Raw genomic sequence first — 26,485 nt, forward strand, 5'->3', positions numbered from 1 at the left:
CGCGAGGCCCACAGCCCCTGTACGAGCCGAGCCCGTGTCACCGAGCGCGGACCGAGTGGTGGACCGGTTCCGGCGAAAGAGTCATCAGACTCCGACCCGAACCGAACCGCTCAGGAGACCGCAGCCGTGACCACCCTCGACGAACGCCAAACCCTCACCCCGACCATCACCGAGACCGCCGCGCCCGAGCGCGCCACGCTCAAGCAGTGGCTCGCCGTCGCCGCCGTCGCCCTCGGCGTCTTCGTCGTCATGACCTCCGAAGTCCTCCCGGTCGGCCTGCTCACCCCGATCAGCGGCGACCTCGGCGTCAGCGCCGGCACCGCCGGGCTCATGGTCACCGTCCCCGGCCTCGTCGCCGCCGTCGCCGCGCCCCTGAGCATCGTCTTCACCCGCCGCCTCGACCGCCGCCTCGTCCTCATCGGCCTGGCCGTGCTCGTCGCCGCCGCGAACGTCGGCGCCGCGCTCGCCTCCGGCTTCGAACTCCTGCTCGCCGCCCGCGTCCTCGTGGGCCTGTCGATCGGCGCGTTCTGGGCCGTCGCGGGCGGCATCGCCCTGCGCCTCGTCCCCGCCAAGGACGTGCCGCGCGCGACCGCCGCCGTCTACGGCGGCATCGGCGCCGCCACCGTGCTCGGCGTCCCGCTCGGCACCCTCATCGGCGACAACTTCGGCTGGCGCGCCGCCATGTGGGCCCTCGCCGCCCTCGCGCTCGTGGCCATGACCGCGATCGCGCTGCTCGTGCCGAAGCTCCCTTCGAACACCACCGTCTCGTTCGCGTCGCTCCCGAAGCTGGTGCGCGCCAACAAGGGCGTGCGCATCGGCCTGGCCCTCACCTTCTTCATCGTCACCGGCCACTTCATCGCCTACACGTTCATCAGCCCGATCCTCCAGGCCAACGGCATCGGCGCGGGCCAGGTCAGCGGCCTGCTCCTCGCCTTCGGTGCGGCGGCGCTCGTCGCCACGGTCGCGTCCGGCTCGCTCATCGGCACCCGCCTGCGCGGCACGCTCGCGGCGCTCGGCATCGCCATGGCGGCCGGTATGGCGCTCATGGCGTTCGCGGTCGGCGACCTCTTCTCCGCCACGGCCGTGCTCGTGCTCTGGGGCATCGGCTACGGCCTGGTCTCCCCGGTCCTGCAGACTTGGTACATGAACTCGGTCGAGCCCGGCGAGGTCGAGATCGCGACCTCCCTGAACACGGTCATGTTCAACCTCTCCATCGCCGTCGGCTCCTTCGCGGGCGGCTACGTCGTCGACGCGACCGCCCCGAGCGGCGTCCTGTGGATCGGCGCGCTCCTGCTCATCCCGGTCGCCGTCATCGCGGTCAAGGCCCGCAAGCGCGCGAAGGCCTGATCCCCGCATGTCGCCCGAATAGGAGAGACTGGAAGGCCCCGTAGACAGGACCCTCCATGCCTCCCATGGACCGCCTCTGGCGCAGCGACGAACGCCTCGTCCGGATCAGCACCGTCAAGCGCGCCGGCGAGCGGCGCAAGCGCCATAGCCTCACTGGATACCTGGTCGCCGACGAGCTGGTCCTCACCTGCGCCCACGACGTGGCCGAAGCCGAATCCCGCGAGGTCCTCCGCCCCGGCAGGGAACCGTTCGCGGCCGAACTGGCCTGGGGCCCTGAGGAATCCGGCATCGACCTCGCCCTGCTCCGCGTCCCGGGCCTGAAGGCCCCGAAGGGCCGCGTCGTCTGGGGCGAGTACCACGACTATGTGGGTGCGAAGGCCGCCCGCTGCATCGGCTTCCCGCGCGCCGAACGCGAGGACGGCGCCTACCACGCGGCCCGCATCGACGGCGGCTTCGTCCCCGGCCAGGGCTCCGGCAAGGGCCGCATGCAGTTCGACTTCGACTCGCCCGACGCGGTCGACCAGCACGACTGGGCCGGTCTCTCCGGTGCGATGATCCTCGACGACCACGCCCTCCTCGGCGTCCTCGCCGAACGCTCCGGCACCCGACAGCGCCGCTTCAACGCGATCCCCGCGTCCATAATCCTCGAGCAGGAAGGCCTGCGCGACCTCCTCGGCAGCCCCGAACTCCTCGCGCTCTCGGACCCGCACCCGCTGGTGCGCAGCCCCTTCGAGCCCCTCGGCGAAGCGACCGAGTTCAAGCTCATCACCGCCCGCTACGGCCAGGTCCCCTTCGTCAAAGAGAGCCACGGCGACGCCCTCGACGCCTTGACCTCCTGGTGCTTCGACGACTCACCAGGTGCCGACAGCGACATCGCCCTCCGCCTCCTCACCGGCCCAGCGGGAGCGGGCAAGACCCGCCTCGCCGCCGAACTCTGCCGCCGCGTCGCCGAAGAGGACCCGGTCTGGCGCGCGGGTTTCGCACTCGATGACCCCAACGCGCCCTGGGGATCGCACAACCCGCAGACCCCGCTCCTGGTCGTCTTCGACTACGTCGAGCGCTCGGCTATCACCGCGAAAGTGGTCGACTTCCTGAAACACCTCGAGCACCTGGCCGACCGCCTGCGCTTCCCCGTGCGGGTCCTGCTCATCTCGCGCGCCGCCGGAGGCTGGTACGACCAGCTCAGCGACCAGGGCGGCACCTTGTTGCAGCACCGCCTCAAGGGCGAGGAGTCACCCCGCATCGAACTGCGCCGCCGCGACTTCGGCCCCGAGGAACGAGCCGCCCACTTCCGCAACGCCTATGCCCGCTTCACCGCCGACCACGAGAACCCTGCCGACGCCGACCGCCTGATCGACCTCATCGAAGGCGAGCAGTACGACTCCCCGCTCCTCGTCCACATCGCGGCTCTCCTTGCCGCCCAGGGCGAAACGCTGCCGTCGCCTGACCGCAGCGGCCTCCGCGACCGCCTCCTCGGCTTCCTCCTCCAACGCGAACGCGTACGCCGCTGGGCCGCCGAGCCTGCCCTTTCAACCACGAACGTCGGCCCTGAGGAGAGCGACCAGGCCCTCCACGCGGTCGCGATCATGACCCTGACCGGGCCGACCGTGCTTGAGGCCGCCGAGTTCCTGAAGGCTTCCGACCTCTGGCTCGACCAGTCCAACGCCGCTCGGCGCGAAGCCGGCAAGGCGTTGGCGCGGTTGTATCCGGCAGAAGGCGGCCGCACCGCGCCGATCGAGCCCGACCTGGTCTCCGAGCACCTGGTCGCCAGCATCGAGGACCTCCCCGGGGTCACCGCCCTGCTCCACAAGATGCTCCTGGGCACCGACCACTTCGCCCGGATGCTCCACCTGCTGACGCTGACCCACGACCACTACCCGGACGCCGTCGGCTCCGTGAAGCAGATGCTCGTACACGCCCTCACCAGGATCGTCGGCGGCGAGGACCAGTCGCTCTCCATCGCCGAAGTCCTCGACCAGAGCCTCCCGCGCCTCATCGAGATCGCCGTCAGGCAGGTCGATCGCGGTGAGGACGCCGAGGTCGCCAACCTGCTTTCCAGTGCCCTGAAACAGGTCTCCGACCTCGGGCGCATCGCTGAGGTCGTCGCCGACACCGAATACCTGGCGATCCACGACGACCAGCGGCTCGCTGAGCTCGGTCAGATGCTCTACGACATCAAGGTTCGGCATTGCCGAGACATCGGAGACTCGATGGGACTGGCAACCGCATTGGAAGGGGCCGCCCGCGCTTACCTGCAGAAGGACGCCACCGACATGGCGTTCCACCTTCTGACGGAATCTCTGGAACTGCGCCTGATCGAAGGGATGTTCGACAACCACGGCTGGGCGACCGCCGCGATGCATGACGCGCAACTGCGTCTGAGGATGGACGGCAGCTTCGAAGACGCGGTCCGCGCGGCGCGGATCATCGTCGAGGTCCTGAGCCGCGACGGCACGAAAGACGCTGTCCCGTTTGCGGACAGCTTCAACACCTTGGAACTGGCCGTTCGAAAGGCAAGGGAGGAGAAGCAGCTCGATCAGGCCAAGGACCTCCTGGGCTACGTGACGCGGGTACGACTTTCTCTCGGCCTTGCAAGCGCCGCGAATCTCCGCACAGCGATCGTGGAGTACGACCAGATCGCGGCCAGCGCCGAGACGAACTCAGTGGACGTGGCACTGCACTCGACTGTGGAGGCGTTCAGACTCCGGCGACACGTCAAGCAGCATGACTTCGAGAGCTATCGGCCCGGCTTCGAACGGATCGACAAGGTCTTCGCGGCGGGGCAGCTCGTCGACGTCGAGATCGTTTCCGAGGTTGCCGAACTGTTGAAATGGCTTGCCGTGCAAGACCAGCCCACATGGCGTGTGATCGCGAACGAGCTCGAGATCCGCGGCACACAACTTTGGTGGAGCACCTGGCGCTCGCCGGCGCAGACTGTGTTGGGCGCGGCAGTGGACCTTCGGAAGCGCTTCGCAGGAACCGGGTCCGCGATGCCTGATGCCGATTTGGCCAGGTCGCTCGTCGATTACGCTCTGGCGTGTTGGATCGGAGATCAGGGCGGGAACAAAGCGTCGCTGGCCTTGAGCGAGGCAGCGGCTTACTGGCGATCGGTGGCGCAGGAGACGCCCCGACTCTGGCCTGAAGCCTTGCGAGCCATGGAACTGTCGGTGGTTGCGCTCTGGGCCTCGGGCCAGCGGCCGGAGGCGCTGAGCTTGCTGAAGGAGTCCGAGTCGATCGAGCGTGCCCGCGAGAAGTTCGATTCGGAAGGCCTGGAGACCAGTGCGGATGAGCGGGTCGGCAGGGTCGGGGCCCGCCGCATCAGCGCCTCCCAGCCCGGGATGTCCAAGGAGTTGAAGGTCGAACTGCTCGAACTCATCGTCGAGGATCAGCCTCGTGCGAACCCCACCCTCGCGAGTGCTCTTGAAGACCTCTCCCTGGTCCATGCCAGAGCGGGTGAGTTCGATGCCGCGCTCGGAACGCTGACAAAGGCGGTCGACATCCGGAGGAAGCTGACCGACACGTCGCTCACAGTGCACGGTCCCAAATTCGTGAACACCTTGCGCATGAAACTCGAGATGGTCAAAGTCCTGAACCGGTCCGCCGAGGTCGAGGAGGTCGGTCGCGAGCTCACCGAAACCATGAACGCATATGCAGCGGCCGGGGTGCCCTTCGAAGCCGACCCCGATACCGGCGGCACACCGTGGGAGCGCCTGAGCCTCTTCAACCAGCCGGAAATGCGTATGTGACAAGCAGGTTCAGATGAGTTGTTCGGCGGCATCGAGCTTGTCTTGGCCCCAGGCCCAGCCGTGGTCGAGGGCGTAGAGGCCGATGGCGACGCGTTCGATGAACGCCCATTCCCAGATAGCCTGGTCATCGATGCCGGAGGCGTCGGCCAGCATGGAGCACCATTGGCGCGCGAGTCTGCGGATGCCTGCGGCGGCGAGTTCGTTCTCGTTGCCGGCCATGATGGCGCCGAGGTCGTGGGCCGGCTCGATGAACAGGCCGTCGGGGTCTACGTACGCGAAACCGGATTCGGCCCCTGGCCGAGGTACCGAGACCTGCAATGCGTTGCCCGCGTGCGGGTCCCCATGGGCATAGACCGCGTTTCCGGGGTCGAAGGCAGCGGCACGTCGGTCGCAGTACTCCCTGGTGCGGTCGGGTACCGCAGCTGAGCAGGGCCGCTCGAGTTTGTCCCAGAGCTGGTCGACCAGCCGGTGCCGCTCCTGTGCTTTCTGTGCGCCGGTCTTGACATCGTGGTCTGCGGGCAGGCCGACGGTCCAGGCCTGTCGCAAGGTCGTCACTTGCGTTCGCATAACGCGTTCAGTCGGCCATCCCATGTCGCCCAGCGGGGTTCCAAGCTCCTCAAGGAGGATCGCGTTCTTTTCGCGGTCGACGGCCAGCGCCCGGGCGTATCCGCGCCCTTCGGCCCGTTCCAGCACGCCGATCTGATCGTCCTTCCAGGGGGTGGGCGCCATCAGTTTCAAGACTGCCGTGCCGCCGTCTGCGGTTCGGACTCGGGTCACCAAGCCCTCGTTGGCGTTCGGAAACGGCTCGCCGACCTCGATGCCCCACTGCGCCTCGATCGCGAACACGAGGTCGTCCAGATCGAGGAGCCACTGCCGCGCCTTGCCGCCGAGGCGTTGGGCCCTGGTTCGTGCGGTCGGGCTGATCTCGATGCGGCTCCGGCTCATAGGCTGATTTTTGAGGGGCGCAGCAGTTTGGTCAACCGACTTAGACTCCTGGGATGGATGCCATTCCCCTCAGCTCCGCAATCGCCGAGATCCGCCGTGAACTGAAGATCGCCATGTTGACCGCCGATGACCAGGTGGCCCTTGAGGTTGCGGACATCGAGCTCGAGCTGACGCTCGAGATCAGCCACAACAGGAACAAGGGTGCGGGCGTCTCTGTTCTTGGCGTCGTTGACGGCAAGGCGGACTTGACCAACAACGAGTCGCAGCTGCACCGGATCAAGCTCACGCTGCACCCGAAGGTCAACGACAAGTCACTGCGTCTCTCCGATGCAGATGACATCGACGAGGACTAGCGGCGCGTGAGTTTCCGGTCCGCCCAGGAGGCCAGGAGCGCCAGCAGGAACGCCACCGCGAGCACCATTGCGATGTTCAAGAGCGCCTTCGGGTAGCCGATCTCGGCCGCGTCGAGGAACGGGTACGGGTACCAGCCGGTGAAGGCGCCGTGCACGAGCGTGTAGGCGATCCACGCGACCGGCCAGATGAACGCCCGCGCGATGGTCGCGCGGTCGACCCGGCCCCGCGGGCCGACGAAGATCCAGCCGAGGACGGTCGCCGCGGGCGCGACGTAGTGCAGGCCCGCGTTGACGACGAGGGCCGCGCCTTCGAGGTCGAGGAGCGGCGCGAGGATCGTGGCGAAGACCAGGCCGGTGATCGCGATGCCGAGCAGCGCATCCAGATGCAGCACGCGGAAAGCGGGGCTGTCGCGGTCGGGCCGGAGGGCGAGCAGCAGCGCGCCGGCGCACACGAGCACGTTGCTCTGGATCGTGAAGTAGCTGGCGAGCCGCACCAGCCGCACCGCGAGGTCCTCGTGCGCCGCCGATTCGCCCGCGTTCACGTCCGTGCCGCCCTGCACGACCAGCACCGTCTGCCAGACCAGGGACGCGAGCACGACCGCGAACAGCGCCGCGTACCAGACCCGGCGCGCCCGCACCCGCTGCGCGCTCTCGCGGACCTCCGCTTCGACGGCCATGCCGGGCCCCTTTCGTCGTCTCTTTGAGAGCACGATACGGGGCGAAACCGGATCAGGCCGGCACTGTTTCCCTCTCGAACGCGGGCACCGCCGGTTCGCACGACGGGGCCTGCTTCCGGAACCGCCCGGGGGCCTGCCCGAAGTCGCGTTTGAACGCGGCCGCGAACGCGAACTCCGAGGCGTACCCGACCTGCCGGGCCACCGCCGCGAGCGGCGCGTCCGTCTCCGCGAGGAGCCGCGCGGCCAGCGTCAGGCGCCAGAACGTCAAGTACCCCAACGGAGGCTGGCCCACCAGCTCGGTGAACCGCCGCGAGAACGCCGACCGCGAGAGCCCGGCGACCTCGCCGAGCGAGCTCACCGTCCACTGCCGCGCGGGCTCGGCGTGGACCGCCTGCAGCGCCGCCCCGACCGACTTGTCGGCGAGCGCCGCCGCCCAGCCGTCGAAGCCGCAGTGCCGCGCGTTGCCTTCGAGGACGGCCCGCAGCAGGTACATCAGGACCGCGTCGAGCAGCGCGGGCACGAGCGTGTCGCCGCCGCCGCGTTCGGCGCGCAGTTCGCGTTCGAGCATGGTGACGGCGCTGGCGAGTCCGGGCCGCGCCACCGGGTCGGCGGGGATGAGCGTGAAGTCGGGCATCGCGGCGAGCAGCGGGTGGGAGCGGCCGGGCGCCATCGCGTAGGCGAGGCACACCATGACGTGCGTGGCGGCGGGGTCCTCGGGCGAGCGGTGGATGTGGCCGTAGGGACCGGGACCGTCGCATCTGGTCTCGACGGGCGTGCCGAGCGAATCGGCGACGATCGTGTCGGAGCTGCCGCGCGGCACTACGAGCACGTCTCCCTCGGCAACCTCGACGACCTCCCCGGCCATGTTCGTGACGAACGTACTGCCGCGCATCATGATCTGGACCCCGAACCCGTTCGCGTGGCTGGGGCGCCGGGTGGCGAAGGGCGCGTTGAGCGAGAACCGGGCCGCGAGGGGCCTGCCGGTCCGCAGCACGGCCAGTACATCGCTGAGCACATCCATGCCGCAACCGTAGCGAGTCGGGCGCGCGACGGGTAGCGGCGAGGACGATCGCGTATGAACCGAGGACGCTCGCGGATGGGCGCCAGAGGCTCCCGCCCATACCTTCGTAGTCGTTCCCCCGAAACGTAACTCAAGGCAGTGGAGTCAAGAAATGTCCAAACTGGATGAACGAACGACCGCCCCGGCCTGGCGCACCCGGCTGCTCGCCCTCGCCGTCACCCTGGCCGCCGCGCTCGCGGCCTGGGCCGTCGCGAACGCCGCCGGTGTCGAGCTCGCCGCGAGCCAGCCCGGCCAGGACGCCGTGCCGATCGGTCTGGTGAACGTCGCGGCCTCGGTCGTGGTCTTCGGCGGCGCGGGCTGGCTGGCCCGCGCGGTCCTCGACCGGTTCGCGAAGCGCCGCGCGGTCCTGGTGTGGCGCATCGGCGCCGGGGTCGTGTTCGCGCTGGAGGTGTTCCCGGTGGTCTTCGCCGAGGCGACGGCGGGGACGAAGGTCTTCCTGGCGATCCTGCACGTCCTGGTCGCCGCGATCCTCATCCCCGTCCTCGGCAGGAAGCTCCCCGAGCCCTCAGGTGATGGGGTGTAGGTCGATCTCCGGGTCGCGGCCGGTGATGCAGTATTCGAGGCCCCCCGGGTCGCGCATCACCTGCCACCAGTGGTGGCGGCGCACCGTCTCGGCCCCGAGCCCGACGTGCCGCTCGGTCTCGGCGTCGATGTCGGAGCAGGCCAGGTCGATGTGCGCGGTCGCGCTCCGGCCCTTCTCGGCGAGGTCCAAGCGCTGCAGCAGGAACTGGAGCGGGAGCTCCGGCGGCGGCAGGAGCCGCCGGAACTCCCGGGTATCGGTCACAGTCTGCCGCCAGCCCGTGAACACCTGCCAGAACGCGAACTCGTGGTCGAAGGCCTGCGGCGGGATGTCGATGCACAGCTGGTCGGTGCGGCTCTTCTGCCCGCCCGGCCAGCCGAGCGGCGGCGGCACCGCCGCCTCTCCGTGGTGCCGGACGAGGCAGAACGCGAATCCGGCGGGGGAGTGCAGCACGACGAGCCCCGATTCCCGGTGCACCACCGTCGCCCCGAGCCCGACCGCCCGCTCCGCTTCGGCGTCCACGTCGTCGACGTGGAGGTCGAGGTGGTTGCCGCCCTTGCCGTCCTGGATGCGCTGCACCCGCAGGTGCGGGTCGCCTTCGGCCGGGACGAGGGTCGCGAACTCGCCGTCCGGGCCGCGCCGCGCCGACAGGGTGGAGTCGGTCACCTTGAGCCAGAACGCGATACCGCTCTCGAAGCCTTCGGCCGGGTAGTCCCAGAACGCGGTCGTCCATCGAATCGCCATCCCCGCAGTCTAAAGACCGCGAGGCGCGCTCACGCCCGAATAAGGCGATCCGGCCGACGGCGGGCCGGGCGAAATCCGCTTTCCTTGCGCCGCACCGGCTGCTAGACATCGGGCATGACCTTCACCTTCGATGACGCCGTCCGCACTGCCGAGGGCGACCCGGCCGTCGTCGGCCTCTTCCTCATCGGCTCGCACTCGATGGAGGGCCTGGCGACTGAACGCTCGGACTACGACCTCTTCGTCATCACCGCTGTCGGGGCCGAGACGGCACTCCTGCGGCACCACGGCCTGCGCTCGCCCGCGCTCGACCTCAACGTGATCGCCCTCGACGAACTCGCGACCATCCCCGCGTACGTGGACTACGCGCTCGCCCGCAGCCGCATCCTCCTCGACCGCACCGGCGGCGAGCTCACCGCGTTCCTCGAAGCCAAGGGCCGACTCGACCCGCAGCAGGCCTTCGACCGCGCCGACGAGATCCTCGACGGCTACGCGAACTACCTGTACCGCTCGCTGAAGAACCAGCGCGACGGCCGCGTCCTCGCCGGGCGGCTCGACGCCGCCGACAGCATCGGCGCGCTCCTCGAACTGCTCTTCACCATGGACCTGCGCCCGCGCCCCTACAGCAAGGCCCTCGAATGGGAGCTGGAGCGCCACCCGCTCCCCGGCTGGGACACCCCGGCGCTCCTCGACACCATCCAGGTCATCCTCGACACCGGCGACGCGGACGTGCAGCGCCGCCTCTTCGCCGAGGTCGAAGCCAAGGCCCGCAAGGCAGGCCACGGCAAGGTCCTCGACGGATGGGGCGAGAACCTCCACATCATGCGCCCGTGAGGGCCCTTTCGAGGGCCGCCGCCTGGTGGCGGTGGCCCACGGTCTCGTAGCCGACGATGATCACCAGCGGCGAGCAGACGGCGATCACGATGCCCACGCCGATCGACGCCCCGGCCGCCACCGCGATCGCCGAGGCGGCGAGCGCGAGGACCGCACCGATGAAGAGCACCAGGTGGAACGAGTCGAACTCGCGCAGGAGGAGCGAGTAGAGGGCGAACAGCGCGACCGTGAAGATCGCGACCGGGACGACGAGCGTCAGGATCGCGGCGGTGGCGCTGATGTGCGCGGTGTGGTCGATGACCGTGGCGGCCACGTGCAGGCCCGCGCCGGTCGCCGCGAGCGACCCGAAGATGAGCAGATGCCCGTAGCCCCAGACGAATGCGCGCTCGCGGTGGCGTTCGAGCACTTCGGCCGAGGGCATCGTGAAGTACACCCACCACAGCCCGAACGCGAGCGCGGTCCCGCCGAAAGCGACGAGCACGGCTTCCACCGACCAGCCCTGCACTTCGATGACCGCCGAGACGGCGAGGATCGTGCCGAGCACGACTTCGCCGAGGGTGATGATCACGAGCAGTCCGTAGCGTTCGGCGATGTGGTGCGGGTGCCACGGGCTGCCCCCGCCGCGCGACTCGGCGACGACCGGGATCAGCATCTCGAAGGCCCCCAAGACGACCACGACTCCGACAGTCACCGCGAGCGGCGGGTCGACGAAGATCTGGGCGGTCCAGCCGACCTGCGCGATCGCCATGAGGGACGCGTACGTGAGCGCGGTGCGGCGCTGTTCGCTGTCGTGGCGGGCGACGCGCAGCCACAGCGCGATCATCGCGACCCGCATGACCACGTACCCGGCGACGACCACGCTGTTGTCGACGTGCGCGCCTTCGTCAATGGAGTGGAACATCCGCGGCAGCCCGAGCGCGAGGATGAGCACGCCGATCATCTGCACCATCGTCGCGACCCGGAAGAACACGTCGTCGTTGTCGAACGCCGATGCCAGCCACGAGTAGTTGATCCACGCCCAGCAGATCGCGAACACCGAGAACGAGAACGCCCCGATCGCGGGCGCGTAGTGCCCGAGCTCCAGCAGGTGCGCCATCTGCGTCCCGGCCTGACTGAACGCCACGACCAAGGTCAGGTCGAAGAGCAGTTCGAGCGGCGTCGCGGTGCGGTGCGCCTCTTCGGGATCGCGGCTCGTCATGCTCCGGATGCGGTGGTTCCTGCTCACGGACGGTGTTGTCGGCATGGGCACCATCTTTCCACCAGCACCGCGAGGCAGGAACAAGCTACCTAACCGGCGGTTCGAGAGAATCCCCAGGTGGGAGTTTTGGCGAACCTGCCGAAGCACTCATATCCGCTGGGCAGCACCGCGGCGATCTCGTCCCGATCGCCTTCGACATAGAGGATCGGCGACTGCGTTTCGAGGAGACGCCGTCCGCCCTCCAGGACCTCGCAGGCCATGCCCTCGACGTCGATCTTGACGAGTTCGACGTTCTTCGCGTCGAGCAGGTCCAACGTGGTGACCCTGGTTCCGCCCTGGCGATCGAGACGGAACTGCGCCATGCCGGTGTTCCCCTCAGGAGGAGGGACGGTGGCGCCCCACCCGGGCTCGCGTCCAATGGCGACGTTTCGCACCTCGATGCTCGCCTTCGGATTGGCCTCGACGTTCGCCTTCAGGTGCTTCAGCGTTTCGGGGTTCGGTTCGATCGCGATGACGTCGAGGCCGCAGGCGAGCGAGAACCACAGGCTGTGGTTCCCCATGTGCGCGCCGATATCGACGGCCGTGCCGGGCGCGGTGACCCGCTCGCGCGCGTCGTTGAGCAGATCGAGCTCGTACCAGGAGGAGTGCGCAGCGATCACGCGGCCGATGTGGTCTTCTTCATCGACGATCATGTTGGCAGGCTCATGGCCCGTCTCGAGCGTAATGGTCCTCATGCGACTCCAGAGTCGTCCGTCTGGGAGATATATCGACAGGCTAATGACCGTCGCCGATTCTCAGCGCCGACACGCGGAACCCCTGCGCTCTGCGGCGAGTCGCGGGGCGACGCCTACTCGGCCGCGGCGAGGAGCGCCTTGAAGTCGGTCGCGGCGAGGTCGAAGACCGGGGACCCGTGTCCCAACTTCGAGTCCCGGACCTGGAACGCTCCGCTGTGAGTGCTCTTTTGCCAGGTCACGCGGCACTCGACGCAGTTGCTGTCGTCTCCGCTGTTGCTGCGAGTGCTCTTGCGCCAGTCGCTAAATCCAGTCATCCAAGCGCCCTCCGATACTCGAACCAAACGACCACATTCCCTTGCATCGGTCATGGTACAAGCTGATCTTTTCGGGTTCCTCGACGTGTCGGCTCTGGTCAAGCGCTTCTACATAGACGAACGGTGGCGCTGCGGCGGGTCGCCCGCCAGGCAGAAAGATGTCGAACGAGTGGTCCATGCCCCCGTGAAGCCCGTCTAGGACTCGGATTTCGCAGTTCGGCCACTTGCTGACCTCGATGAGGTGATCGAACTGGCGCTCGCCCCACTCCCAGCCCCGGAGCTGGCGAAGGGCGTTTGTGCTTGTCAGGAAACGCATCTTCGGCGCGGGTTTGCGGTTGCGGATGGTCAAGAAGCGACGCTGCTTTCGCAGCCAGTTCTGCATGGGGTTCGCGCTGATTTCGGGAAGCTTCTCCATGTGGTAGCGCTCGATCTGGAGCGGCCCTGGGATGTATAGCGGCTCCCACTTCCAGAATTCACCTGAGGTTGCCTCGGCGCGCTCAACGATGAAGATGTTGCGCTGGCTGAGATCTGAGACGATCCTGCCGCTGTCGAGCTGCTTGATCACGTGAGAGAGGAAGTTCGCTCGCTTGTCGCTGGCACCGCAGGCTTTGGCGAACGAAGCTGCCATGCCCGCCTTCGGGCGAGTCTCCCCGGTGAGGTAGTTGGTGATGGTCCGTGGACTCACTCCGACCTCGTCTGCAAGCTGCTGCTGGGTCTGGTCCGTTTCCTTGGTGAGCGCATTGAGTTCAGCCAGGACGTACCAGTTAGCGAGTCTTGAGAGCGGCATCGGACTCCCCTGAGTTCGTTTGGTGGGAACGCACTGTAGTGGAAAAGGTACACTCGGCCGCTTGTGCGAATCAATAGGGAGCGAGCTTCAGAAAGTTTGGGGCGCAAAACTTTCCGGTAGGAAGTGCTGCCTCGCCAGACCTTTTGGGGTGTCTCGGTTTTGCCTACATTTGATCCGACAGGGTGAAATGGAGGTAGGGCATTGGTGCGGCAGTGTGGGCGTCGTTCGGACGGCGGGCTCTCGACGATGGGCTTCCTCGGTGACTTCGCAAGGGGCCATGTGCTGTTCTCGCTCTACCGGCTCGGCCCGGATCAGAGCCGGTATCCGAACGGTCCTTGCGAATATCTGCTCGATTGCGACGACGGGGTCGGCCCCCACGAGGTCTGCCGGTTCGACGACGAGAATTTCGCGCCGGTCTGGCGCGGATCGTGGAACGGCGACGCGTGGTGCGGGGGACTTATGAAGCAGGCCAAAGCTTTCATCGCCGGGGCGGCGCCAAATTAGCCCCGGGGGACCGGTCGACCTGGTGGGGGTCGGCCGGTCCATTCCTTCCCAAGTGCGGCAACACGCCGCCGACATCGACTATTGAGGCCGGAAAAACTCGTAAAGTCCGGCTCATGACAGGTTCTACTGGTACGAGAACCCTCTCGCCCACGCCCGAATCCCGACCGAGCCAGCGTGCGGTCGATGGCGGTTCCGTGCGAGTGGACAAGCCGCCGAACGTCGATGAATTGGTCGAGCAGGCGCTCGGGTCAGTGGCGTCGACACGCATCAAGGACATCCACGAGTGGGGGCAGTACCACAACTCGCGTCTCGTGCTCCATGTGCTCGCGCGCCTCGCATATCCGGCCGACCCCGGGCTGGTCCTCGATCCCCGAGGTCGCGAAGCGCGCCTTGAGAAGGCGGCGCTCAACCTCGAAGCGCTCTGCGCGCTGGCGGCCTCCATCGGTCTGAAGGCCCGGACCCCGGAGGAACGCGCGAAGGCCCTCGCGCTGTACGACCTCGCCTACCGTCGGCTCGGCGGCCGCATGCCGCGCGAACACCAAGAGCTGCATGTGACCACGGCGCACCTGGACGGCCGGACCCGGCAGGTGAAACGGCTGATCAAGGCCTACGGCGGCCTGCCGGACCTCCTGCTCCGCTCGCTCCGCTGCCAAGAAGCGCATCCAAACCACGGCGGCAGCGCGGCCGCGTACATGCGCCGGTTCAGGCAGTTCACCGACTGGCCCGAGCTGGTGGGGCCCGAGCCCGGTGCGGCGTTGAGCTTCGACGGGTTGCGGACCGGTCCACTGGAGATGGTCGACCGGGGGCCGCTGATCTCGGTCGTCATGACCTGCTTCAAACCCGGCGAGGCGCTGCTGACCGCCGTGCGGTCGATTGTGGCGCAGACGTGGCAGAACTGGGAGCTGTTGCTCGTCGACGACGCCTCGGGGCCCGAGTACGAGTCGGTGCTCTTGGAGGCCGCGTCGCTCGATCCGCGCGTGAAACTTCTTATCCAGCCCGAGAACGCGGGCACGTACCAGGCGCGCAACCGCGCGATGGCCGTGGCGGCGGGCAAGTTCATCACCGGGTTGGACTCCGACGACTGGGCGCACCCGCGCCGTCTCGAGCTGCAGGTGCGGCCGATGGTCGCCAATCCGGACCTGGTGATGGTCGAATCGCGGTGCGTCGCGGTCGCAGAGGACCTGTCGCTGATGATCGATCCGCAGATCGCGATCATCGCCGCGCGGTCGACGCCGATCATGATCCGGGCCGAGGCCGTGCTGAAGAAGGTCGGGTTCTACGACGAGGTCAGGAAGACCGCCGACTCCGAGTACCGGTTCCGCATCCAGACCGCGTTCGGGAGGGGCGGCTTCCTGCGCATGGGGAACGGTCCGCTGACCGCCGTGCGGTACAACGGGAACACGCTGTCGGCCGGGGAGGTCTCGCGGCATTGGATGTCGGCGAGCCGCTTCGGGTACTACTCGGGGTTCGCGCGCTGGCACCGGGCGATCGGGCGGGACCAGGCGTCGCCGTTCATGGCTTCGATGGCCCGGCCGAGGCCGTTCCCGATCACGCAGTGCATCACGCGATCCAATGCGGACAATCGAGCGATCGAGTACGGCCGCATCTACGCCGCCGACTGGAGCGCGATCGACACCCGGCGGCGCGCGATGCTCGACGACGCGGGCGACACGGCGCGCGGGGGCGTCGCGGTCGCACTGCTGCACTGTCCGGACCTGAAGGGCATCAAGGGCGACCAGGCCCTCGTGGATCGGACGGTTCTGACTGCCGCCTCGGAGTACGGGCTCGACTTCATCGAACCGGAGGGGCGGCATACGGCTCCGGTTTTCACTCCGAGCACGGACTACGCGGAGTTGCTGCGGTTCGAGCACCCGGGGATCGATGCGGGCCGGATTCGAGTGCACGGGGCTGAAGGTGTGTCCGATCCGGTGAACGCGAACGCGAACGCGAACGCGAACGCGAACGCGAACGCGAACGCGAACGCGGATGGGGGTGCGGGCGCCACGAGCGCGGCGCGCATCGCCGGGACTGCGGCGGCCGCCTCCTCATCGGCGTCGGCCGAGACGGCCGATGCGACGGCCGCGACTGTGTCGCAGCCCGATGCGGCCAGCGCGCCTGATGCCTTCGGCGCTGCGCCCGTGCACGAGGCCGCTGACCACGTCGTGCCCGCCGCGCGAACCGCCGAGTCCGCCGAGATGGCCGTGGCTGCTTCAGTCTCGGCGGTTGCCGACGCGTCTTCCACTCGCTCCGGTTCGCGGACCGCCTCCCGCGGTTTGCGTCGGGCGTTCGGGCGGGCCGACCTGCTTCTCGCAGCCTGCGGACTCGCTTCCGTCGCCGCTGCCATCGCACTCGCCGCGGCCCTCGAACCCGCTGCCCTGCCGTGGATCTCGGGGGCGAGCGTTCTCGTCTGGACCGGCTCCGTGTTCGCGCTCGCCGCGTGGCGGGCCTTCGACCGCCAAGTGCCTGCCCGGCTATCAATCGCGCAGCCCGGTCAGACTCCTGAGGCGCGACCGCTGTTGCCCGCCAAGGACCCCAGCAAACTGCCGACCCCGCTGGTCCACCTCGTGAGGGCTGCCGGACGCCGTCCGGTCTGGTCCGCGGCCGCAGCCGCGCCGCTCGTCCCCGCGTTCGCGGTCTTCGCGCCGCAGCCGTGGTTCGCCGCAGGCGCCGCGCTGACCGTGCTGTGCCTGCTGGCCGCCGTGACCCAGCTCCGGTTGCTCCGCGCGCTCGATCGCGCCCGCGTCAGCGCCACCGCCGAGTGCCAGGCGGCCGCCTCCGCCGGCATCACCGACAAGAAGCGCAGGATGATCGACCGGTGGGAGGTGCGCCTGAACCACGGCTGGTCGGCAACGGCGACAACCGCATTGGAAGGCATCGCCGCCGATTCCAAGAAGGGCTACCGCGAGACCCAGGTCCACGCCCTCGGCGCCCTCTGCGCCCGCCGGGCGGCCCTCGACCCCCGGGCGGGGCGGACCATCCGCGCCGACATCGCGATCGTGTCCACGTTCAACCTCCGGGGCGGCACGACCTCCGCGAACCAGGCGGAGATCCTGGCCTACGTCTCGGCCGGGCTGCGCGTGGCGCTCGTGAACCACCCGGTGAAGGAGCGGGCGATGGGCAGGCCCGTCGACCCGAAGATCATGGAGCTCGTCGACGGCGGGCAGGTCGTGCTCGTCGACCCGCGGGATACTGTCCACTGTGATCTCACGATCGTCCGCTTCCCCGTGGCGCTGGCGAAGATGATGGAGGACCGGCCCGAGATCGCGGCCGACCGGACCGTCCTTCTCGTGAACCAGGCGCCGTTCGAGGAGTACGGGCCGACCGGCGGGTACGGCACCGCGTGGAGCATCCCGGACGTGCACCGCAACGTCACCGAATGGCTCGGCGACCACACCTGGTACGCGATCGGCCCGGCCATCCGCGATGTGCTGCACGCCCACCACGCCGAGGAGATGGCGGGAATCGAGCTCGCCCAGGACTTCTGGTACGAGACCATCGACATCGCCGAGTGGACACCACCGCAGCGGCGGGTCCGCGCCGAAGGCGAGCCGATCCGGCTCGGGCGGCACAGCCGCGACCACGTGACGAAGTTCCCGAACATGGCCAAGCAGCTGCTCGCCGCCTATCCCGACACGGACGGCATCGACGTACACATGCTCGGCGGTCACGATGCGCTGCAGCGCATCCTGGGCACGATCCCGCCGCGCTGGACCTCGCATCCGTTCGGTGCGATGTCGGCCGTGGACTTCCTCGGGCAGGTCGACGTGTACGCGTACTTCGTCGACGAGAACCTGGTCGAGGCGTTCGGGCGGGCCCCCATGGAGGCCATGGCCGCCGGGTTGCCGACCATCCTGTCGCCCGATTTCGCCGAGCTGTTCGGCGACGGCGCGGTCTACCGCGAGCCCGAGGACGTTGAGGCCGAGGTGCGGCGCCTCGCCGCCGACCGCGCCTACTACACCGAACGCGCCGAGGCCGGGCTCCGGACCGTGCGCGAGCGGTTCTCCCCGGAAGCACTGCTGCGCAGGGTGAACGGCCTCGGCGTCACCAAGCTGCCGGACCGGTCCGACGCCCAGCCGACCATGGAAGGCACCCGATGAACCAGCACCTGCGGATGCGCGCCCTGCTCACCTGCGCTGCGGCCGCCGCGACCGTCGCGCTGCCGTTCGTCCTCGACGCGCCCTACGCGCTGGCGGTCGCGGGCTTGATCCTGCTTGTCCTGATCGGACTTTCCTGGCGCGCGGCGGTGCGCCTCCGGCGTCTCGGCCGCGATATCGCGGCCGGGCGGAAAGCGGCGGCGCTGCTGCACCGGCGTGCCGAGCGGGCCCCCGGGGTCGGGGACCGCCGGATGCGGCGCGTGTTCGAGGCGCTGGAGAGCGGGTTCCCGATTACGGCTGTGCGGGAAGCCAGGGAGATCGCCGCCGACACCAGGGTGCCGATCGCCGACCGGATCGCGCTGCTGCGGGAAGTCGAAGCGCGGCAGCTCGCAGAGGAGCGGTCGCGGGTCGCGCCGGAGCGGATCGCGGTCGACGTCGTATACGTCGCCGACTGCGGCGGCGAGGTCGCCTCCACCGTGGCGGAAGTCGAGATCTGCCGGGACCTCGGCCTCACGGTCGGCCTGGTGCACCACCCCGTCTACCGGCGGCACCCGGGCGCGCCGCTCGATCCTCGTATCGCAGCACTCATCGATGACGGGTCGGTCCGGCTGATCGGCCGCGACGACGAGGTCGAGTGCGCGCTGGCGGTCGTGCGCGATCCCGTGCCGCTCATGCACCCGCTCGAACGGCGCCCGCTGGTCAAGGCCGGGCGGACCGCCGTCGTCGCCGCCGAAGCGCCGTCCGGGTCCTATGGGGAGGGCGGGGAGGCCTGGGAGCTGGCGATCGTCGAACGGAACGTCGCCGGATGGCTGGGACCGCACACCTGGTTCGCGGGCGGGCCGCTCGCGCAGGCCGCGCTGGAACGCCACGCGGACACCGTCGACCTGGCCCCCGAGCCCTGGCACGAGGTCATCGACATCGAACGGTGGCGCCACGGCGGCCGCCGCGTCCCGGACGGGCGCATCCGCATCGGCAGGCACTCGCGGGACGAGCGGGCGCACTGGCCCGAGCGGCGCGAGACGCTGCTGGAGTGCTACCCCGGGCGGGAGCCGTTCGCGATCCACGTGCTCGGCGGCGCCGAGACGCCCGCGCGCGTGCTCGGCGGGCTGCCCGGGAACTGGACCGTGCACCCGTTCGACGCGATGCCGGAGTTCCTGGCCGGGATCGACGTCATGGTCTGCTTCGCCGCGGAAGGCATGGGGGCCTTCGGAAGGGCGCCGCTCGAAGCGATGGCCGCCGGAGTGCCGGTCGTCATGGACCGGCGGTTCGCGCCCGTGTACGGCCCGGCCGCCCTCTACTGCGAACCGGGCGAGGTCGCCGACGTCGCCGAGCGGCTGGCGACCGAGCCGGGCGCGTACGCGGCGCAGCAGGAGGCGGCCTGGGCGCACCTGGCCGACCACTGCTCAGCGAAGTCCCTGATGGACCGGCTGCCGGCGGCCGTGCACTAGGCGATCGTCATCTTGCCCCAGCCGACGTCGATCACGGGCGACGAGCTGTGCCCGCCGTCGCCGTCGCCGGTGAACAGGTAGAGGAGGCCGGTCGCGGTCTCCCGCCCGACCCAGTCCGCGTGCCCGTCGCCGTTGAAGTCACCGGCGGCGGCCGCGGACGCCATCACATCCCAGCCGCAGTCGAACAAGACCGGGCGGCGGAAGCCCTGGCTGCCGGGGCCGCCGTAGAAGTACATGCACTCGTCGGCGTTGCGGACCGCGACGATGTCGGCGTGGCCGTCCTCGTCCATGTCGCCGACCGCGGTCAGCTCCTTCTGCAGGTTCCAGCTCGACCCGATCTTGACGCGGGCGCCGTGGCCGCCGGCGCCGTTGCCCGGGTACAGCCACAGGTAGCCGGTGGCGGATTCGACCGCGAGAAGGTCGGCGCGGCCGTCGCCGTCGTAGTCGTGACCGGCGACCACGGCGCTCATGGCGTCCCAGCCGTGGCCGATGCGCACGGCCGGGTCGAACCCGGTGCCGTTGCCGCCGTAGAACAGCAGCGCGCCGTCGCTCGCGCGGCGCGCGACGAGGTCCGCCCGGCCGTCCTCGTCCAGGTCTCCGGCGGTCGCGAGAAGGTCCATCGCGTTCCAGCCGGAGCCGACCGGGTAGTGCTCGCCGAAGCCGCCGGAGCCGCTGCCGGGCCACACCTCCAGGATGCCGGTCTCGTCGCGGCGGGCGACAAGGTCGGCGCGGCCGTCCCCGTTGTAGTCGTAGGACCCGGCGAACCCCTGCTCGACCGGAGCCGCTTCCAGGGCGGCGGCCGGGGCCGGAGCGATGAGCGCGGCGACGACCGCGCCGGCGGCCGCGAGACCGCGGGCCGGTGCGATCCTGCGACGTGCACTGTGTGCCATTTCGTTTCCCCTCCGGTGGCGGTGGACCACTTCACCTTGCGTACCTCGCGGGGTACCTGCTGGTTTTCGGTCAAAAACGGCACGAACGGCAACTGAGGCGTCTACTGTCCGGTGCGGACAGACATCGGCGGCGGACCCCGAAATCCCGCTGCAGCGACGGAGGGAACGCCAAGTGCGCAGAGAAGCCGACCGGTCCGACGCGGGCCGCCATCGCAGGCACCGACTGGGCGTCGTCGCAGTCGCGGTGCCGCTCATCGTCCTCCTCGCGGCCGCCGTCACCGTCGCCCAGGACATCGTCGCCGACGACCCGAACTTCAGGCGCGTGGCCGTGACCAGCGACGGCGCGGTGTTCGACATCCTCGGCGAGCTCGAACCGAACGCCACCGGCGGCCTCGCCGGGGAAGTCGACCTCGCCCGCCACCCCGGCGAAACAGCGATCACCACCGCCAACCTCGTGCTCGGCACGTCGGACGACGAGACCGGCCCGTTCGGCAAGGCCTCCATCTCGATCCGCTCGCTTAGCTCCACCACCTACGAGTACAACCCCGACGCCGAGTCCATCGTGTTCACCTCCGGCCTCGAGTTCGAGGTCGAGAAGGTCCCCGGCATGGTCAGCACCGGCGAGCCCCTCTACCTCTACACCGGACCGGTCCGGCTGCAGCCGGACGAACCCGTCACCGACCCGGCGTTCCCGCCGCTCGACCGCACGTTCAGCCTGCCGAGCCCGGTCCTGGTGTGGGAAGGCGCCGACGGCGTCACCGGCGCCGAATCGATCGGCATGCTCAACGACTTCCACCTGACCGTCGGCCACCCCGCCTAACAAGGAGCGCAGCATGCCCAGCACACGCCAACGGCTCGCAGTCACCGCCGCGGCCGGCCTGACCGCACTCGCGGTCGCCCTCCCGACCCAGGCCCAGGAGCGCCTGCCGAGCGGGCCCGTCCTCGAATACGCCTCGGCCACATGCACAGCCGCAGGCGACAGGGAGGTCGAGTTCGCGCTGCGCAACTACGGGGACGCCGAGCACGCCGTCGCAGGCGTCGAGATCCAGACCGGACCCGACTCGAACCCCTGGCAACCCGCCGACCTCGCCGGGACGCTCCGCACCGGCACCGCGCTGGCGGGGCACCAGACGCTCACCGGCACCGCCATTCTGCCCGTCGGCTCCGAGCGGCGCGTCGCCCTGAAGGCCCGCCTCGACCCTTCGGGCGAGGTCCTGGAGAAGGCGGTCGACCTCAGCCGGTGCGAACCGGCCGTACCCGGCGACGAAGAGCTCGAACAGCCCGGCCGCACCTGGGGGCCCTACGGCGCCAAGCGGACCATCCCCACGCACGTCTCGCCCGAAGGCGGCCAGACCACCCACCCCAGCGTCGTCAAGGTTCCCGGCGGCTGGAACGGCTACGAGTACTGGATGGCCCACACGCCCTACCCGTCCAGCAACGACGCCCACGAGGACCCGAACGTCGCCGCGTCCCACGACGGCGTCAAATGGGTGGTGCCCGCGGGCCTGTCGAACCCGATCGACGACCAGCCCGGACGGCCCGGGCCCTACAACTCCGACACCGACCTGCAGCTGGGGCCGGGCAACACCATGTACCTGTTCTGGCGCGTGGTGATCCCCGACCTCGCCCAGGAGCGCATCAAGTACTCGACCTCCACCAACGGCGTCAACTGGTCCGCGCCCGCCGAGGTCATGCGCAGCTCGATGAGCGTCCGCCGCCCCCTGTCGCCCGCGTTCATCTACGAGAACGGCCGCTGGGTCATGTGGGCGGTCGACATAGTCCGCTCGCCCAACCGCATCGTCTACTACGTCGGCGGTTCGACGCCCGCGAAAGCCAACTGGACCACGGCGGGCGTGTACGCGACCCTCGGTCCGATGCAGAACAACAAGGAGCCGTGGCACCTCTCGATCGTCAAGGACGGCAACGAGTACATCGGACTGCTCAACGACACGATCGTCGGCGCGAGCGGACGCGAGGGCGACCTGCAGTTCATCGCCGGGTCGACGCCGACGAACTTCAAGTCGTTCCCGATGTCGGCCATCCCGCGGCTCAAACCCGGGCAGCACGACCTCCTCTACCGCGCGACCCTCTACGCCGACACCGAATACGGCAAGCCCGGCTACCGGGTCTGGTACTCGGCGCGGATGGCGCTCAACCCGGACGTGTGGAACGTCCAGCAGACCTTCCTGCACGGCGCCGACGTCCACGGCTCGCCCTGACCCGAAACGCGTCTTCCCAGGTCGGAGCCGCTGTTTTCTGACTAGGTTGAACGCATGAACGACATAGGGACCGCGGGCAACGCGGTGCACGGCAGGCGCCGCGTCTGGGTGCCGCTCGCCGTCCTCGGGGTGCTCGCCGTGCTGCTCGCCGCCGACGCGGTCTTCGCGAAGGCCCAGCCCGACGGGGAGGCGATGGCGGCCGGGACGGTGATCGAGTTCGGCGTCGAGGGGCAGGTGTCGGTCGAGGCGGGCGAGGCCTGGACCCTCGACAAGGCCGCGAGCGACGCCAACAGCCGGATCGTGCTCGTCCGCCACGACATGACCGTCGAACTGCCGGTGGTGACGTTCGGCGGGCGCCCGCTCCCGCGCCAGATGTGGACGGGCATGGACCGGCTCTTCGACATCCAGCGGCACGCGGGCACCGAGGTCTGGCTGGGCAGGCCCGCCGCGTTCGAGAACTCGTCCATCTCGGACGGGCTCCGGGGCGACCTCCAGATCGGCAGCCGCGTCGGCAGCGCCTTCGTGCTCCCGAACGACGACCGCTCTGAGGCCGTCGAGGCGGTCGTGCTCGCGCCGCTCCACGCGGCCGACGAGGACTGGGCCGCCGCCGGGGCGCTCATCGGCTCGATCGCGTTCGAGGAGGAGTCATGACCGCGCCCGCTTCCATGACGGTGCGTCCACGTTCCGTCGAGTTCAAGGCGGTGGCGATATGGGTCATGATCGCCTTGTCCGCCTTCGGTCTGTGGAACCTCAAACGTGACTTCCTGCCCGCCATGGAGGCGTTCCCGGGGAGCGCCGCGGTCGACGTCGTCGTGCTCGTGCTGAGCCTCGCGGTCGGGATGTGGCTGGCCTGCCGGTTCCTGCGGCCCGTGCAGGCCCCGCCGTGGCCCGGGATCTGGCTCGCGCTGATGTGGGGCGCGCTCGGCGCGTGCGGCCTCGCGATCGTGTTCAACGGCCTGCTCATCGCGGGCTGGTCGAAGGCGCTGAGCCTGGAGACCGCGAGCGACTGGTCGGCGGCGCTCACCGCCCCGATCAACGAGGAGACCGTGAAAGTCGCGGGCGTGGCGCTCCTCGCCGCGGTCTCGACGCGGCTCGTGCGCAGCGCCGCGGACGGCCTCGTCTACGGCGCGCTCGTCGGGCTCGGCTTCCAGATCATGGAGAACTTCACCTACGGGCTCAACGAGATCGCGATGGTCGGCGGCGTGAACCCGGTCGGGGAGACCGTCGAGGTCCTCGGCATCCGGATCGTGCTCACCGGCATCGGCTCGCACTGGGCGATGACCGCCGTCTCGGGCGCGGGCATCGGGTACCTGGTGAGCGCGACGGGCCGGACGGCCGCGCGGCGCATCGGGGTCGCGGCCGGGTGCGTGCTCCTGGCGATGGCCATGCACTGGCTGTTCGACAGCCCGCTGCTCGGCGGATTCCTCGGCCTGGTGCTCAAACCGCTCGTCAACTTCGTGATCGTGCTGCTCGTCTACCGCGTCGTGCGGCGCCGATTCCGGGCCCGCTGGGACGAGGTCGCCGCCGAGGAGGTCGCGGCCGGGAGCCTCGCTCCCGAAGAGGCCGAACACCTCTCGCGGCGGCGCGCGCGGCGGCGGTACCTGCACGGGTTCCCGCACGGGCCCGAACGTCAAGCGCGGGAACGCCTGCAGTGCCTGCAGCTGGACCTGATCGAGGAACGGATGCCGACGCGGCTCGCCACTTCCATGGCACAACCGTGGCGGGACGCGGTCGCGGCGGCGCGGCAGGGGCCGCTCGTCGGGGTGGAGTAACGGGGGCCGGGCTCATCGCCCGGCCCTTTCGCCTACTGGTGGAACACGACCTCGGCCGAGTCGAGGTTCACCGAACCCGGGCACAGGAACGAGCCCCCGACCTTCTTGCCGCCGATCGGCCCGCCCTCGTAGGCGCGGTCGGTGCCCTCGCGTTTGAGCGTCACGCTGTCGGCCTCGTACGTGCAGGTCACGCCGAACTTGGTGGCGGCGATGCGGACGTCCTCGGCGGTCGCGGTGCCCTTCGCGTCATCGAAGGCGAACGCCGTGTCGGCGGTGAAAGCGAGCACGGTGCTGCCGCTGCAGTCGAAGTCGACCTTGTCCGAGTCGATGCCCACCGTCGTCGGCGGCGCGGCCGCGACCTGGACGCGTTCGATCGCGCAGCGGCTGTCGCCCTCGGCCAGAGCGAGGTCCACATAGTTCGGGGCCGGTTCGGTCGACGCGGCGACCGAGGCGGTCGTGCAGAGCAGGAGCGCCGCAGCGGCGGCGACGAGCGTGGCAGGGCGGCGGTTCGGCACGGGTCCGGGCCTTTCTCGCGCGCGGCGCATCTCCATGGCCGCGTTCCGGATCGAACGATCAGCACGTTAGCGGAGCCGAATCCCGTTTGCGGCTTTTTCGCACGTTTTCAGGAGTCGGATCCGCGATACTTTCGTATCGATCCGGGACCGGCGCGGGCGCCTTCGGTATCGGGCCGCTCCTCCTTGGGACCGTTCTCGAAAGAACCGTTTGAGCAGCTCAAAAGGCGTGGATACAGTGAAGGCGTTCGCATCTGACCGAAAGGCGGCGACCCCGATGCCCCACGACGACACCCGCACCGGCGAGACCACCACCGTGGCCGACGCCCCCTGGGTCGGCCCGGCCTTCCTCATCGGCCTCCCTCTCGCCGGGGCCGCGCTCGGGTGGGGGCTCACCTTCATCGTCGAATGGATCGTTGGGCTCTCCTGGTTCCCGTTCCAAGGCCTCTTCGAGCTGTTCACCGACCTCTCCCCGACCCTCCAGCTCGTCGTCGCCCTCGCCGCCGGGCTCCTCCTCGGACTCGGCATCGCCCTCTTCGTCCTCCACGAAATGCTCACGATCACCGTGGGGCGCGACCGCATCGGGCTCAAACGCGGCGACTACGAACGCGAGACCGACCGCGCCGACGTCGCGGGCGTCTTCGTGCAGGACAAGCGGATCGTCGTCCTCGGCCACCGCCGCCAGGAACTCGCCAGCACCGAATTCGACCTCGACCGCGACGCCCTCGCCGCCGCCCTCCGCAGGCACGGCTACGGCTGGCTGCCCGACGGCGACCCCTACGCCGCCGAGTTCAGGCGCTGGGTCCCCGGCGCCGACGGCCTCCCGCAGGGCGCGAACGCCGTGCTCAAGGCCCGGCAGCACGCACTCGAGAAAGGCAGCGGCGGCGACCTGCGGGAACTCCTCGACGAACTCGCCGCCCTCGGCGTCGTCGTCCACGACAAGGACAAGAAGCAGTACTGGCGGCTCGCCGACCCCGCCTGAACCCGGTCGCCCGACCCCGTCAACGTGCTGATGCGCAGCACCCCTTCGGCGCGGAGGATAGGTGCCACCGCACCGATCTAGGGGGAAACCATGACCGCGCCGCTGCTCTTCGGCCTGGCGATCCTGCTCGCCGCCATCGTGCCCGGACCCGACTTCGCGATGGTCGTGCGCAACACGGTGCTCTCGGGGCGGGTGAGCGGGATGTGGACCGCCGCCGGGATCGGGCTCGGCATCGTCGTGTGGGTCGTCGCCACCTCGATCGGGCTTGCCGCGCTCCTCGCCGCCTCGGCGCTGGCGTTCACTGTTGTGAAGCTCGCGGGCGCTGTCTACCTCGTCTACCTGGGTGTGCGGTCGATCCGTGCGGCGGTCAAGGAGCGGCGGAAGCCTGTTGCCGAGGTCGAGCTGGACCGGCCGATGAGCCACTGGGCCGCGTTCCGGTCGGGCCTGATGTGTAACCTGCTCAACCCGAAAGCGGTCGTGCTGTTCACGGCGCTGATGCCGCAGTTCCTCGTCGGCGGCGGCTCGCAGGCCGTGCTGATCGGCGAGCTCGCGGCGGTCGGCATGGCCGTCTGCGGGCTGTTCTACATCGGACTGGCGAACCTGATCGGCCTCTTCCGCGCCGTGCTCGAACGCCCGAGTGTGCGCGCCTGGCTCAACGGGGTCACCGGGGCCGTCATGGTCGCGCTCGGACTCCGCTTCGCCGCCAACTGAACCCGTGAGTAGCGGCCCCGCGCGGCGGGGCGGGCGGGGCATGAGGTGAGATAGCAGCGCGGCGGCCAGCCGACCG

At 69.5% G+C, this 26,485-nt stretch carries 24 protein-coding genes; 14 read left to right on the forward strand and 10 right to left on the reverse strand.

Annotated elements, in window-relative coordinates:
* Nucleotides 1-126: 126 nt before the first annotated feature.
* Nucleotides 127-1,347: an MFS transporter gene (locus tag ACZ60M_RS03530; RefSeq protein WP_465414296.1), complete on the forward strand. Its 1,221-nt coding sequence runs from the start codon at nucleotides 127-129 to the stop codon at nucleotides 1,345-1,347.
* A 56-nt stretch (nucleotides 1,348-1,403) separates the two neighbouring features.
* A complete protein-coding gene (locus ACZ60M_RS03535) occupies nucleotides 1,404-5,093 on the forward strand; it encodes a S1 family peptidase (protein ID WP_465414298.1) in 3,690 nt (1,229 codons plus the stop codon).
* 9 nt (nucleotides 5,094-5,102) lie between these two features.
* On the opposite strand, the gene ACZ60M_RS03540 is transcribed toward ACZ60M_RS03535, so the two are convergent.
* Nucleotides 5,103-6,038 carry an aminoglycoside phosphotransferase gene (locus ACZ60M_RS03540; RefSeq protein WP_465414300.1) on the reverse strand — a complete coding sequence of 312 codons (936 nt, stop codon included), beginning with the start codon at nucleotides 6,036-6,038 and terminating at the stop codon, nucleotides 5,103-5,105.
* A gap of 53 nt (nucleotides 6,039-6,091) precedes the next feature.
* Here ACZ60M_RS03540 and ACZ60M_RS03545 point away from each other — a divergent pair, with 53 nt between their 5' ends.
* Nucleotides 6,092-6,391 (forward strand): trypco2 family protein, encoded by a 300-nt coding sequence (locus tag ACZ60M_RS03545; RefSeq protein ID WP_465414302.1) that lies wholly within the window; start codon nucleotides 6,092-6,094, stop codon nucleotides 6,389-6,391.
* On the opposite strand, the gene ACZ60M_RS03550 is transcribed toward ACZ60M_RS03545, so the two are convergent.
* Both ACZ60M_RS03550 and ACZ60M_RS03555 read right to left on the reverse strand, forming a co-directional pair.
* Nucleotides 6,388-7,068 carry a Pr6Pr family membrane protein gene (locus ACZ60M_RS03550; protein WP_465414303.1) on the reverse strand — a complete coding sequence of 227 codons (681 nt, stop codon included), beginning with the start codon at nucleotides 7,066-7,068 and terminating at the stop codon, nucleotides 6,388-6,390. The genes ACZ60M_RS03545 and ACZ60M_RS03550 overlap by 4 nt on opposite strands.
* A gap of 52 nt (nucleotides 7,069-7,120) precedes the next feature.
* Entirely contained in the window at nucleotides 7,121-8,089 is a 969-nt protein-coding gene (locus tag ACZ60M_RS03555; protein ID WP_465414305.1) for an AraC family transcriptional regulator, read from the reverse strand.
* Nucleotides 8,090-8,240: 151 nt separating this feature from the next.
* On the opposite strand from ACZ60M_RS03555, the gene ACZ60M_RS03560 reads away from it, so the two are divergent.
* Nucleotides 8,241-8,672 (forward strand): DUF6069 family protein, encoded by a 432-nt coding sequence (locus ACZ60M_RS03560; protein ID WP_465414307.1) that lies wholly within the window; start codon nucleotides 8,241-8,243, stop codon nucleotides 8,670-8,672.
* Here ACZ60M_RS03560 and ACZ60M_RS03565 read toward each other — a convergent pair.
* Nucleotides 8,655-9,413 carry a VOC family protein gene (locus tag ACZ60M_RS03565; protein ID WP_465414309.1) on the reverse strand — a complete coding sequence of 253 codons (759 nt, stop codon included), beginning with the start codon at nucleotides 9,411-9,413 and terminating at the stop codon, nucleotides 8,655-8,657. The two genes, ACZ60M_RS03560 and ACZ60M_RS03565, sit on opposite strands and share 18 nt — an antisense overlap.
* Nucleotides 9,414-9,527: 114 nt before the next feature.
* On the opposite strand from ACZ60M_RS03565, the gene ACZ60M_RS03570 reads away from it, so the two are divergent.
* Nucleotides 9,528-10,244 (forward strand): hypothetical protein, encoded by a 717-nt coding sequence (locus ACZ60M_RS03570; RefSeq protein WP_465414310.1) that lies wholly within the window; start codon nucleotides 9,528-9,530, stop codon nucleotides 10,242-10,244.
* On the opposite strand, the gene ACZ60M_RS03575 is transcribed toward ACZ60M_RS03570, so the two are convergent.
* The 4 genes from ACZ60M_RS03575 to ACZ60M_RS03590 all read right to left on the reverse strand — a co-directional run bounded on the left by ACZ60M_RS03575 (nucleotide 10,231) and on the right by ACZ60M_RS03590 (nucleotide 13,277).
* Nucleotides 10,231-11,469: a low temperature requirement protein A gene (locus tag ACZ60M_RS03575; RefSeq protein WP_465414312.1), complete on the reverse strand. Its 1,239-nt coding sequence runs from the start codon at nucleotides 11,467-11,469 to the stop codon at nucleotides 10,231-10,233. The genes ACZ60M_RS03570 and ACZ60M_RS03575 overlap by 14 nt on opposite strands.
* 62 nt (nucleotides 11,470-11,531) lie before the next feature.
* The gene (locus tag ACZ60M_RS03580; protein WP_465414313.1) at nucleotides 11,532-12,134 is read right to left on the reverse strand and encodes an FkbM family methyltransferase; all 603 of its coding nucleotides are present in this window, start codon (nucleotides 12,132-12,134) and stop codon (nucleotides 11,532-11,534) included.
* Nucleotides 12,135-12,289: 155 nt separating this feature from the next.
* Nucleotides 12,290-12,490, reverse strand: a complete 201-nt coding sequence (locus ACZ60M_RS03585; protein WP_465414314.1) for a DUF397 domain-containing protein — start codon at nucleotides 12,488-12,490, stop codon at nucleotides 12,290-12,292.
* Nucleotides 12,477-13,277 (reverse strand): Scr1 family TA system antitoxin-like transcriptional regulator, encoded by an 801-nt coding sequence (locus ACZ60M_RS03590; protein ID WP_465414316.1) that lies wholly within the window; start codon nucleotides 13,275-13,277, stop codon nucleotides 12,477-12,479. The genes ACZ60M_RS03585 and ACZ60M_RS03590 overlap by 14 nt, the downstream gene beginning before the upstream one ends.
* A 279-nt stretch (nucleotides 13,278-13,556) precedes the next feature.
* Between ACZ60M_RS03590 and ACZ60M_RS03595 the strand changes: the two genes are divergently transcribed.
* From ACZ60M_RS03595 to ACZ60M_RS03605, 3 genes are all read left to right on the forward strand, one after another.
* On the forward strand, nucleotides 13,557-13,781 hold the full coding sequence (locus ACZ60M_RS03595; protein ID WP_465414318.1) for a hypothetical protein: 225 nt from the start codon (nucleotides 13,557-13,559) through the stop codon (nucleotides 13,779-13,781).
* Between the two features lie 194 nt (nucleotides 13,782-13,975).
* Nucleotides 13,976-17,878 carry a glycosyltransferase gene (locus ACZ60M_RS03600; protein ID WP_465414320.1) on the forward strand — a complete coding sequence of 1,301 codons (3,903 nt, stop codon included), beginning with the start codon at nucleotides 13,976-13,978 and terminating at the stop codon, nucleotides 17,876-17,878.
* A complete protein-coding gene (locus tag ACZ60M_RS03605) occupies nucleotides 17,875-19,323 on the forward strand; it encodes a glycosyltransferase (protein ID WP_465414321.1) in 1,449 nt (482 codons plus the stop codon). Before ACZ60M_RS03600 ends, ACZ60M_RS03605 begins: the two co-directional genes overlap by 4 nt.
* On the opposite strand, the gene ACZ60M_RS03610 is transcribed toward ACZ60M_RS03605, so the two are convergent.
* Nucleotides 19,320-20,213, reverse strand: coding sequence for an FG-GAP repeat domain-containing protein (locus tag ACZ60M_RS03610; RefSeq protein WP_465414323.1), 894 nt, complete (start codon nucleotides 20,211-20,213; stop codon nucleotides 19,320-19,322). The genes ACZ60M_RS03605 and ACZ60M_RS03610 overlap by 4 nt on opposite strands.
* A gap of 172 nt (nucleotides 20,214-20,385) precedes the next feature.
* Between ACZ60M_RS03610 and ACZ60M_RS03615 the strand changes: the two genes are divergently transcribed.
* From ACZ60M_RS03615 to ACZ60M_RS03630, 4 genes are read left to right on the forward strand one after another with little or no spacing between them, the layout of a single operon-like run.
* Nucleotides 20,386-21,033: a hypothetical protein gene (locus tag ACZ60M_RS03615; protein WP_465414325.1), complete on the forward strand. Its 648-nt coding sequence runs from the start codon at nucleotides 20,386-20,388 to the stop codon at nucleotides 21,031-21,033.
* A 13-nt stretch (nucleotides 21,034-21,046) separates the two neighbouring features.
* Nucleotides 21,047-22,432 (forward strand): hypothetical protein, encoded by a 1,386-nt coding sequence (locus ACZ60M_RS03620; protein WP_465414327.1) that lies wholly within the window; start codon nucleotides 21,047-21,049, stop codon nucleotides 22,430-22,432.
* 54 nt (nucleotides 22,433-22,486) lie between these two features.
* A complete protein-coding gene (locus ACZ60M_RS03625) occupies nucleotides 22,487-23,083 on the forward strand; it encodes a hypothetical protein (RefSeq protein WP_465414329.1) in 597 nt (198 codons plus the stop codon).
* A complete protein-coding gene (locus ACZ60M_RS03630; protein ID WP_465414331.1) occupies nucleotides 23,080-24,204 on the forward strand; it encodes a PrsW family intramembrane metalloprotease in 1,125 nt (374 codons plus the stop codon). Before ACZ60M_RS03625 ends, ACZ60M_RS03630 begins: the two co-directional genes overlap by 4 nt.
* Nucleotides 24,205-24,236: 32 nt before the next feature.
* On the opposite strand, the gene ACZ60M_RS03635 is transcribed toward ACZ60M_RS03630, so the two are convergent.
* Entirely contained in the window at nucleotides 24,237-24,719 is a 483-nt protein-coding gene (locus tag ACZ60M_RS03635; RefSeq protein WP_465414333.1) for a hypothetical protein, read from the reverse strand.
* A 274-nt stretch (nucleotides 24,720-24,993) separates the two neighbouring features.
* Here ACZ60M_RS03635 and ACZ60M_RS03640 point away from each other — a divergent pair, with 274 nt between their 5' ends.
* Together ACZ60M_RS03640 and ACZ60M_RS03645 are read left to right on the forward strand one after the other, a co-directional pair.
* Complete coding sequence (locus tag ACZ60M_RS03640; RefSeq protein WP_465414335.1) at nucleotides 24,994-25,698, forward strand: YqeB family protein; 705 nt, start codon at nucleotides 24,994-24,996, stop codon at nucleotides 25,696-25,698.
* Between the two features lie 90 nt (nucleotides 25,699-25,788).
* Nucleotides 25,789-26,409: a LysE family translocator gene (locus tag ACZ60M_RS03645; protein WP_465414337.1), complete on the forward strand. Its 621-nt coding sequence runs from the start codon at nucleotides 25,789-25,791 to the stop codon at nucleotides 26,407-26,409.
* Nucleotides 26,410-26,485 lie beyond the last annotated feature (76 nt).

Source organism: Glycomyces sp. NPDC050141, from assembly GCF_055586545.1.

What these genes read in the sequence shown, in the direction of transcription:
- ACZ60M_RS03535 (WP_465414298.1), top strand. Translation starts at nt 1,404, where the DNA reads ATGCCTCCCATGGACCGCCTCTGGCGCAGCGACGAACGCCTCGTCCGG.
- ACZ60M_RS03540 (WP_465414300.1), bottom strand. Translation starts at nt 6,038, where the DNA reads ATGAGCCGGAGCCGCATCGAGATCAGCCCGACCGCACGAACCAGGGCC.
- ACZ60M_RS03545 (WP_465414302.1), top strand. Translation starts at nt 6,092, where the DNA reads ATGGATGCCATTCCCCTCAGCTCCGCAATCGCCGAGATCCGCCGTGAA.
- ACZ60M_RS03550 (WP_465414303.1), bottom strand. Translation starts at nt 7,068, where the DNA reads ATGGCCGTCGAAGCGGAGGTCCGCGAGAGCGCGCAGCGGGTGCGGGCG.
- ACZ60M_RS03555 (WP_465414305.1), bottom strand. Translation starts at nt 8,089, where the DNA reads ATGGATGTGCTCAGCGATGTACTGGCCGTGCTGCGGACCGGCAGGCCC.
- ACZ60M_RS03560 (WP_465414307.1), top strand. Translation starts at nt 8,241, where the DNA reads ATGTCCAAACTGGATGAACGAACGACCGCCCCGGCCTGGCGCACCCGG.
- ACZ60M_RS03565 (WP_465414309.1), bottom strand. Translation starts at nt 9,413, where the DNA reads ATGGCGATTCGATGGACGACCGCGTTCTGGGACTACCCGGCCGAAGGC.
- ACZ60M_RS03570 (WP_465414310.1), top strand. Translation starts at nt 9,528, where the DNA reads ATGACCTTCACCTTCGATGACGCCGTCCGCACTGCCGAGGGCGACCCG.
- ACZ60M_RS03580 (WP_465414313.1), bottom strand. Translation starts at nt 12,134, where the DNA reads ATGATCGTCGATGAAGAAGACCACATCGGCCGCGTGATCGCTGCGCAC.
- ACZ60M_RS03585 (WP_465414314.1), bottom strand. Translation starts at nt 12,490, where the DNA reads ATGACTGGATTTAGCGACTGGCGCAAGAGCACTCGCAGCAACAGCGGA.
- ACZ60M_RS03590 (WP_465414316.1), bottom strand. Translation starts at nt 13,277, where the DNA reads ATGCCGCTCTCAAGACTCGCTAACTGGTACGTCCTGGCTGAACTCAAT.
- ACZ60M_RS03605 (WP_465414321.1), top strand. Translation starts at nt 17,875, where the DNA reads ATGAACCAGCACCTGCGGATGCGCGCCCTGCTCACCTGCGCTGCGGCC.
- ACZ60M_RS03610 (WP_465414323.1), bottom strand. Translation starts at nt 20,213, where the DNA reads ATGGCACACAGTGCACGTCGCAGGATCGCACCGGCCCGCGGTCTCGCG.
- ACZ60M_RS03620 (WP_465414327.1), top strand. Translation starts at nt 21,047, where the DNA reads ATGCCCAGCACACGCCAACGGCTCGCAGTCACCGCCGCGGCCGGCCTG.
- ACZ60M_RS03625 (WP_465414329.1), top strand. Translation starts at nt 22,487, where the DNA reads ATGAACGACATAGGGACCGCGGGCAACGCGGTGCACGGCAGGCGCCGC.
- ACZ60M_RS03630 (WP_465414331.1), top strand. Translation starts at nt 23,080, where the DNA reads ATGACCGCGCCCGCTTCCATGACGGTGCGTCCACGTTCCGTCGAGTTC.
- ACZ60M_RS03640 (WP_465414335.1), top strand. Translation starts at nt 24,994, where the DNA reads ATGCCCCACGACGACACCCGCACCGGCGAGACCACCACCGTGGCCGAC.
- ACZ60M_RS03645 (WP_465414337.1), top strand. Translation starts at nt 25,789, where the DNA reads ATGACCGCGCCGCTGCTCTTCGGCCTGGCGATCCTGCTCGCCGCCATC.